At 33.0% G+C, this 5,568-nt stretch carries 5 protein-coding genes and 1 tRNA gene; 4 read left to right on the plus strand and 2 right to left on the minus strand.

Annotated elements, in window-relative coordinates; all coding sequences use genetic code 11:
* On the plus strand, positions 1-297 hold a 297-nt coding region (locus VDP25_RS17190), incomplete at its 5' end, for a T9SS type B sorting domain-containing protein (RefSeq protein WP_334471807.1).
* A 406-nt stretch (positions 298-703) separates the two neighbouring features.
* On the opposite strand, the gene VDP25_RS17195 is transcribed toward VDP25_RS17190, so the two are convergent.
* Positions 704-2,224: an OmpP1/FadL family transporter gene (locus tag VDP25_RS17195; protein WP_334471808.1), complete on the minus strand. Its 1,521-nt coding sequence runs from the start codon at positions 2,222-2,224 to the stop codon at positions 704-706.
* Between the two features lie 35 nt (positions 2,225-2,259).
* Entirely contained in the window at positions 2,260-3,315 is a 1,056-nt protein-coding gene (locus VDP25_RS17200; RefSeq protein WP_334471809.1) for a hypothetical protein, read from the minus strand.
* 101 nt (positions 3,316-3,416) lie between these two features.
* Here VDP25_RS17200 and proS point away from each other — a divergent pair, with 101 nt between their 5' ends.
* The 3 genes from proS (at position 3,417) to rpsT (ending at position 5,352) form a co-directional block, all read left to right on the plus strand.
* The gene (gene proS / locus VDP25_RS17205; protein WP_334471810.1) at positions 3,417-4,895 is read left to right on the plus strand and encodes a proline--tRNA ligase; all 1,479 of its coding nucleotides are present in this window, start codon (positions 3,417-3,419) and stop codon (positions 4,893-4,895) included.
* A 109-nt stretch (positions 4,896-5,004) separates the two neighbouring features.
* A tRNA-Glu gene (locus VDP25_RS17210) sits at positions 5,005-5,076 on the plus strand.
* Positions 5,077-5,100: 24 nt separating this feature from the next.
* Positions 5,101-5,352, plus strand: coding sequence for a 30S ribosomal protein S20 (gene rpsT / locus VDP25_RS17215; RefSeq protein WP_215925541.1), 252 nt, complete (start codon positions 5,101-5,103; stop codon positions 5,350-5,352).
* The last annotated feature ends 216 nt before the right edge of the window (positions 5,353-5,568 follow it).

Raw genomic sequence — 5,568 nt, forward strand, 5'->3', positions numbered from 1 at the left:
TGTGGTTTAACAACAGAACCAAAGTTTGTTATTGACTATCCATTGTATTTTACACCTAATGGAGATGGTAAAAATGAAACTTGGAACATCGAAGGTATTGGAAGTAGTGCAAAAATTTATATATTTGACCGTTACGGAAAATTATTAAAACAATTGAGTCCAGATGGAAACGGTTGGAACGGAACGTATAATGGTAACGCATTACCAACAAGCGACTATTGGTTTAGAGTAGAATACAACGAACCAATAACTAATGAACGTAAAGAATACAAAGCGCATTTTACTTTAAAACGATAAAATGTAGATGTGATAAAAATAAAAAGCCTGAGCAATTAAATGCTCAGGCTTTTTTTGTAATCTTAAGTCATAACTATACTAATAAGAGTCGATCTGTAACGGTTACAATAGTCAGAAATTCATTATGTAAAAATGATGAACTTAGGTTGTATAACAAATTTAAACAACAGATAATACTATTTATTTAGTTGTGAAATAAATTACTAACTCATAGAATTATGAAGTTTTACACAATTAAACCTAATGTAAGTAGCAGAATACTTTTTGCATCGAGTAAAGCAATCTTATAGACAATCTTTTTTATATAAAATTGGCACTTGTAATAGGGTTGGTTAAGTAGTGATGTCTAAACAAGAAAGCCTGAGCAATTAAATACTCAGGCTTTTGTGGTGTATTGCAAGTTCTGTTATATATTAAAACCTAACGTTAATATAAAATCTGTGTATTTAGATTTAATTGAAGCTGCATCTGTAAGTCCTATATTATATAATTGATAGTTGATTTCACGTTCAGATTGGCTAAATGCTAAATCAATATTAAAATCACCAAAATTATATCCTAAACCTAAGGAATAGCCGTTTAAATCACCATAAAAATCATTATCCTTATAAGGACTTTCTTCAAAACGATAACCTCCTCTAAAGCTAAGTTGTTTGTAGCGATATTCTCCACCTATTTTATAAGAAGTGGCTGTGTCTAACGTAGCATTTATTTCATTGTTTATTGATGAAAAATACGAATCAGATGTTGGTCTAAACTTTATATTACTGTAATCTTTTATAGCATAATCAAAGCTTATTAAGCCCTTCTTTCCAAAAACATATGCTAAACTTCCTGTAAGTTTTCCTGGTGTTTGTAATTTGTAATCTTCGTATATGTTTATAATATTTGGATTTACTATTTGGTTAATAGGTACTCCTCCTTCTATTCTAGTTGTGGCTAAATACTGTGAAGTTTCTTCAGAGACTCTATACCAAGTTGGTGAGTTATATGATAATCCCACTCTAAATGCTTCAGTAATCTTAGCAATAGTTCCTAATTGAAAAGAAAACCCACTTCCTGTTGTTCGTAAATTATTTTCAAAATTTACGTTTGTAATTGTAGAACTTGCATTTGAGTTAGACTCATCAAGAAAAGTAGAGCGATCGTAGTTTATAAAATGTGAGTTCAAGTTTAATCCAAAATAAAACTTGTCATTATAGCTTGTTGCAAAATTAAATGCTAATTTTCCGTTGTAACCTGAACTAGCATAGGAGTAATGCTGATTGTAATTTCCGCCTTTAATAGCTGAAATATAATTGTTTGTAGTGTCATCTTCATCAGGATTTATGATATAGCCTTCATATCCTAAAAATGCTTGTTGATTTTGAAAACCGTATATAGAGCCAATTTCAGAATAAGCTTGAGATAAAGATTCTCCCGGTAAAGCAGAAATATCACCTAAAGGTTGTCCATTAGCATTCTCAACGAAGTAATCACCAATTGTATTATTTGGATTTACTCCTCTAGCAACCCAATCATTATCAAAGTTTGTAGAACTATCATAAGCAACGCTTAACGAGAATTTTTTCCAAAGTGAATTTGAATTCACATTATTAAAAACAAACACAGCACCTAATTGATTTAAGTCAATGGTTAAATCTGATGATGAATTATTCTCATTAAAATAACTGATATCATTACTCTTATTAAATAAGCCTACAGATAATGAGGCATGACTGTTATTAAAAATAGCAGAACTTGCTGGATTAATATTAACACTAGACATGTCTCCTCCTAAGGCTCCAAAAGCACCACTCATGGCTTTAAAACGAGCTGTTCCTTGAATTTCATCCATAGAATATCTTACTGCGTCAGTAATGTCTTGTGCTACAATATAGGATGTGCTTATTAAGCCTACGCCTAATAACATAAGTAATTTTTTCATAAGTAATTTTTTTAATTTAGGAATCAAATATAAGTTTATCCTCTGCCACGTCTACTGCTAGATGAGCTGCTACTAGAAGACCTAGAACTTCCTGATGATCTTACGCTGCCAGATGAAGACCTAGAGCTGCTAGAACTAGAACGAACAGAACCAGAAGATCTTGTGCTTCTTGTAGGCGTAGTTGCTCTAGTATTTGATCTTGTTGACCTTGTTGTAGAAGGTCTAACTCTCGTGTTTGAACTCGATCTAACTGTACGTGTAGGCCTAGTTGAACTTGAGTTTCTAATTGTCCTAGTTGAAGAATTAGAAAATGTTCTTGTGCTTCTAGTACTTCTATTGGCATTACTAGAGTTTAATACTCTACGAGTAGAATAATCTCTTCTTGATAGTGCAGAATTACTTCTGCGAGAAAGTGTAGAAGTATTTCTACGGCTTAAGTTATTATTATAAAGTAATGATCCTCTTCTAGAGTTGCTGTAAGCATATCTATTGGTGTTTCTGTAGTAATTATTATTCCAACCCCAATTGTTATGACCGTAGCCGTAAGCATAACCGTAATTGTAGTACCAAGGAGAGTGGTAGCCATAACCATAAGCCCAATGGCTATTCCAACCCCAATTATTATACCTGTATCCCCAAGGACGTTCCCAACCATAGTAACCATAGCCAAAACCAACATTCCACATCCATGGATTGTTGTAACCATACCAACCATTGTCGATGTAATTAATGGTTATAGTGTTGTTGTCTTGTCCCCAACCACCATAAGCTGGTCGTTGTTCTAAAGTATCTTGAGCAGTTTCAACATAGTTACTTTCATAGGAGTCTATATCTGTAAATACTTCACTTTCCTCTTTTATGGCTTCAATTTCTGCTGAATTTTCAGCAAAATAATTTTTGTAATAATTAGAGTCATTAGTCGAAGTTGTCACGACAGGTTCGTCGGTTTCTTTTTCATATTCTTCAGAAGAATAGATGCCGTCATTGTCGTATCCAGAATATTGAAACGACCCACAAGAAGTTAACACAGTCGCTAAACCAAGTGCAACAAAAAATGGCAATTTTTTAATTATAATAGTTTTAAATTGCATATCTCTTTTTTTTTATTGTTGAACATAGCAAAAATAGTTAGTTTTGCTGAACTATTTAATACATTTAACATAAGCACAATATTTGTGCCAAAACACTTAAAATGAGCAAAAATCTTACGAGTAGAGCTGAAGATTATTCAAAATGGTACAATGAATTGGTTGTAAAGGCTAATTTAGCAGAAAATTCTGCTGTAAGAGGCTGTATGGTTATAAAGCCGTACGGTTATGCCATATGGGAAAAAATGCAAGCTGAATTGGATCGCATGTTTAAAGAAACAGGTCATGAAAATGCATATTTTCCATTGTTTGTTCCAAAAAGCTTATTTGAAGCAGAGGAGAAAAATGCTGAAGGTTTTGCTAAGGAATGTGCTGTTGTTACACATTATAGATTGCAAAATGATCCAGACAACGAAGGGAAGTTACGAGTAGATCCTGAAGCTAAACTAGAGGAAGAGCTAGTTGTTAGACCAACAAGTGAAGCTATTATTTGGAATACCTATAAAGGATGGATTCAAAGTTATAGAGATTTACCAATTTTAATAAATCAATGGGCCAATGTGGTACGCTGGGAAATGCGAACACGTTTATTTTTAAGAACGGCCGAATTTTTATGGCAAGAAGGACATACGGCTCATGCTACAAAAGCAGAAGCATTAGTTGAAGCAGAACAAATGAATGATATTTATGCAGAGTTTGCTGAAAACTTTATGGCTATACCTGTTATAAAAGGAGTGAAAACAGAAAGTGAGCGTTTTGCAGGTGCTGTAGAAACGTATTGTATTGAAGCATTAATGCAAGATGGAAAAGCGCTTCAAGCTGGTACATCTCATTTTTTAGGTCAAAATTTCGCAAAAGCATTTGATGTTAAGTTTACCAACAACGAAGGTAAACTAGATTATGTTTGGGCTACATCTTGGGGAGTTTCAACACGATTAATGGGGGCGTTAATAATGACGCATAGTGATGATAAAGGTTTGGTGTTACCACCAAACTTAGCACCATCTCAGGTCGTTATTGTACCTATTTATAAGACTGATGAGCAATTTGAAGCAATTACAGAAAAAGCTGAAAGCATAATTAAAGAATTAAAAGCATTAGGAGTAAGCTGTAAGTTTGATAAAAGAACAACTCATAGACCAGGAGCAAAGTTTGCGCAGCACGAATTGCAAGGTGTGCCTTTAAGAATTGCCATAGGTCCAAAAGATTTAGAAAATAATACCATCGAATTGGCAAGAAGGGATACCTTAACTAAAGAAATTGTTCAGATGGATGGTTTGGCTTCAAAAATAAAAGAGCTTCTTGAGGTAATTCAAAATGAATTATTTCACAAAGCTTTAAATTATAGAGACGAGCATATTACTGAAGTAAATGATTTTGAAACTTTTAAAGCGGTTTTAAATACAAAAACAGGATTTATTTCAGCCCATTGGGATGGTACAGCAGAGACTGAACAAAAGATAAAAGAGTTAACAAAAGCAACTATTAGATGTATACCTATGAAAAATAAAAAAGAGGAAGGAACGTGCGTATACAGCGGGAAACCATCGATTCAACGTGTGCTTTTTGCCAAGGCATATTAATTTTTTAAAAAAAAAATTACTTAGGTGTTGCAGAATTTAAAAATAGTTGTATTTTTGCAACCGCAATGGAAACGTTGTCGGTTCATTTAAATAATAAAATAACCAAAATGGCCCGTTCGTCTATCGGCTAGGACGCATGGTTTTCATCCATGTAAGAGGGGTTCGATTCCCCTACGGGCTACAATTTTTAATAAGAAAGAATATAATGGCAAATCATAAGTCAGCTTTAAAGAGAATTAGAAGTAACGAAAAAAGACGTGTACTTAATAAATATCAGCATAAAACAACTCGTAATGCTATAAAGAAGTTACGTGAAATTACTGATGCTAAAGAAGCGCAAACAATGTTGCCTTCAGTAATTAGTATGATTGATAAGTTAGCTAAAAAGAATGTGATTCATTCTAATAAAGCTGGTAACTTAAAATCGCAGTTAACTAAACATGTTGCTACAATATAATTTTAGATTCTACTAAGATATTAAAAAGTCTTTCCTTTTTTGGAAAGACTTTTTTTATTTTCAATGTTTTTAGTCTTGTAAAATTATAAAGTGTTGCGGGATCAAGATCAAAAGTTGTGTTTAAGCAAAGATTGTAGTTAATCTAAACAGAAAGAATTCCACATTCTTGACCCCTCTAAACTGTGCCCTGAACGCTTTTATTTTAGCATTGAAAGA

Source organism: Winogradskyella sp. ECml5-4 (genome assembly GCF_036903175.1).
GTDB lineage: Bacteria > Bacteroidota > Bacteroidia > Flavobacteriales > Flavobacteriaceae > Winogradskyella > Winogradskyella damuponensis.

Coding starts and splice junctions, on each gene's coding strand:
- proS (WP_334471810.1), top strand. CDS start 3,417: ATGAGCAAAAATCTTACGAGTAGAGCTGAAGATTATTCAAAATGGTAC.
- VDP25_RS17200 (WP_334471809.1), bottom strand. CDS start 3,315: ATGCAATTTAAAACTATTATAATTAAAAAATTGCCATTTTTTGTTGCA.
- rpsT (WP_215925541.1), top strand. CDS start 5,101: ATGGCAAATCATAAGTCAGCTTTAAAGAGAATTAGAAGTAACGAAAAA.
- VDP25_RS17195 (WP_334471808.1), bottom strand. CDS start 2,224: ATGAAAAAATTACTTATGTTATTAGGCGTAGGCTTAATAAGCACATCC.